Source organism: Micromonospora sp. KC606 (genome assembly GCF_004348675.1).
Lineage (GTDB): Bacteria > Actinomycetota > Actinomycetes > Mycobacteriales > Micromonosporaceae > Micromonospora.
Window position 1 is genome coordinate 1 of record NZ_SMKN01000363.1, and the last position, 2,717, is coordinate 2,717.

Genomic DNA, 2,717 nt, shown 5'->3' on the forward strand with positions numbered 1-2,717 from the left:
GTGGGTGAGCATCGGCGGATGCCCGGGTACCGGCCGGAAGGCCCGGTCGGGCAGGGCGTCGAGCAACCCGGCCGTGTACGGGTGGGCGGGGCCGTCGAACAGGGCGTCGGTGGGCCGGTGTTCGACGAGACGGCTGGCGTACATGACGGCGATCGTGTCGGCGACCCGGCGGGCGGCGGCCAGGTCGTGGGTGATGAGCAGGACCGCCGCGCCGGTGTCGCAGCGGCGACGCAGCAGGTCGAGGGTGTGGTCGACCAGTGGCCGGTCGAGGCCGGTGGTGGGTTCGTCGGCGAGCAGCAGCGGTGGATCGGGGGCCAACGCCAGCGCGGTGACGAGACGTTGCGCCATGCCGCCGGAGAGCTCGTGCGGGTACCGGTCGAGGTCGGCGGGGTCGAGGCCGACGTCGACGGCGAGTTGGTCGGCGGCCGTCGACGCGTTCCGGCGGGAGTGGCCGTGGGCGCGCAGGGTCTCCACCAGCAGCCGCCGGCCGGTGCGCACCGGGTTCAGCGCGGTGGCCGGGCTCTGCGGCACCAGCCCGAGCGCGCGGCCCCGCACGTCCTGGGCGAGGCGGCGCTCGCCGCAGCCGAGCAGGTCGACCGGTTCCTGCGCGGGTGGGTGCAGGCGGGCCCGGCCGGTCACGGTGGCGTTGCCGGGCAGCAGGCCGAGCAGGGCGTGGGCGAGCACGGACTTGCCGCACCCGGACTCCCCGACCACGGCGAGGAGTTCGCCGGGACGGACGGTCAGGCGCAGGTCGGTGACGGCGTGCACGACGGCGTCGGGGAGCCGGAAGCGGACGGTCAGCCCGTCGACGTCCAGCAGGGCGGTCGGGTGGTCGGTGCCGGCGGTGCTCGTGGTCGCCAGCGCGGTGGTGGTCACAGGTGCAGCTCCGCTCGTGCGCGGGGGTCGAGGCGGTCGCGCCACCGGCCGGTGAGGGCCGCCAGGGCGAGGGTGACGGCGACGAGGAGCAGCCCGGGGACCAGGCTGGCCCACCAGGCGCCGGTGAGCAGGGACCGCTGCCCGTCGTTGATCATGTTGCCGAGGGAGGCCAGGTGCGGAGGCAGGCCGAGGCCGAGGAAGGACAGGGCGGTCTCGTGCCAGACGGCGTGCGGCACCATCAGCGTGGTGGCCAGCGCGAGTCGCGGCAGGACGTGGGGCAGCAGGTGGCGGGTGAGCACCCGGGTTCGGCTCGCGCCGCCGGCGACCGCCGCGTCGATGAACGGGCGGGTGCGCAGACTGAGTAGTTCCGAGCGGACGATGCGGGCGGTGGACAGCCAGTGGGTCAGCCCGATGGACAGGATCACCGCGCCGAGGCTCGGGCGCAGCATCGCCACGATGAAGATGCCCAGCAGCAGGTGCGGCAGTGCGGCGATGGTGTCGATCACTCGCATCAGCGTCCGGTCGATCCGGCCGCCGCAGGTGGCGGCGACGGTGCCGACGAGGCCGCCGAACCCGGCGGCGACGAGCGCCGCGACCGCCCCGACGAGCAGCGAGACGCGCAGCCCGTAGAGGCTGCGACGGGCGACGTCGCGGCCCAGGTCGTCGGTGCCGGCCGGGTGTTCCCAGGACGGGGCGAGCCGGGTGCGGGCCAGGTCCACCGCGCTCTCGTCGAGGGGCCAGAGCAGGGGCGCGGCCAGGCCGGCGGCGACCGTGCCGACCAGGACGACCGAGGCGAGGGCGATTCCGGGCCGGAAGCCTGGTCGCCGGAGGCGGGCGGGCAGGGCGAGATCAGTCATCGAGGCGTACCCGGGGGTCGGCGGCGGCGTAGGCCAGGTCGGTGAGGAGGTTCGCGGCCAGCACCACGACGGTGGTGGCGAGGGTGGTGGCGGCCAGCAGCGGAAAGTCGCTGCCCAGCGCCGCCTGGACGGTGACCGCGCCGAGGCCGGGCAGGGAGAACACGGTCTCCACCAGCACGGCGCCGCCGACCAGTTCGGGCAGGTGGGTGCCGACCAGGGTGAGGAACGGCAGCAGCGCGGTACGCAGGGCGTGTCCGAAGAGGACGGTGCGACCGGGCAGGCCGCGGGCCCGGGCGGCGAGGACGTGGTCGTCGCGCAGGCTCTCGGTGACCGTGTCGCGGACGAACAGCACGAACCACGGTGCCTGGGAGATCGCCAGCACGGTGACCGGCAGGACGAGGTGTCGGGCCACGTCGGCGGGGCCGGTGGTGGTGGCGGTCACGTCGGTGAGCCCGCCGGCCGGCAGCCATCCGAGGGCCAGGGCGAACACGGCGATCGCGGCCAGGCCGAGCCAGACCACCGGCATGGACTGCACCGCGTACGCGCCGGCGCGTACCGCCCGGTCGAACCAGCCGCCGCGCCGGTACGCGGCGAGGGTGCCCAGCAGCAGGCTCGCCGTCAACACCAGCGCGAGGGCGGCGCCGACGAGCAGCAGCGTCCAGCCGGCGCGCGCGGCCAGCACGTCGGTCACCGGCTCGTGGCGGCTGGTCGACCAGCCCAGGTCGCCGCGGAGCAGGTTGCCGACCCAGCGGGCGTACTGCACCGGCAGCGGGTCGTCGACGCCCCAGTTGGCGCGGATCTGGGCCAGGTTCTCCTCGCTGGTGGTGAACGCCGCCGCGCCGGCGTACTGCTGGGCGGGGTCGATCGGGGAGGCCGCGCCGAGGACGAACATGCCGGCGCTGGTCGTGGCGAGGACCGGTACGGCGACCAGCAGCCGGCGGCGTACCACGGTGCCGGCGCCGGCCAGCCGCCGGCGGCTACGGC

Annotated in this window: 3 protein-coding genes; all 3 read right to left on the minus strand. The window is 75.7% G+C overall.

From position 1 onward, the window contains the following. A partial coding sequence (locus tag E1193_RS30955; RefSeq protein WP_132186668.1) for an ABC transporter ATP-binding protein occupies positions 1-876 on the minus strand: 876 nt, incomplete at its 3' end. Beyond that, the gene (locus E1193_RS30960; RefSeq protein WP_132186669.1) at positions 873-1,733 is read right to left on the minus strand and encodes an ABC transporter permease; all 861 of its coding nucleotides are present in this window, start codon (positions 1,731-1,733) and stop codon (positions 873-875) included. The genes E1193_RS30960 and E1193_RS30955, both read right to left, overlap by 4 nt. Continuing rightward, positions 1,726-2,717: ABC transporter permease (locus E1193_RS30965; RefSeq protein ID WP_207922942.1), on the minus strand; the 992-nt coding region annotated here is incomplete at its 5' end. The genes E1193_RS30965 and E1193_RS30960, both read right to left, overlap by 8 nt.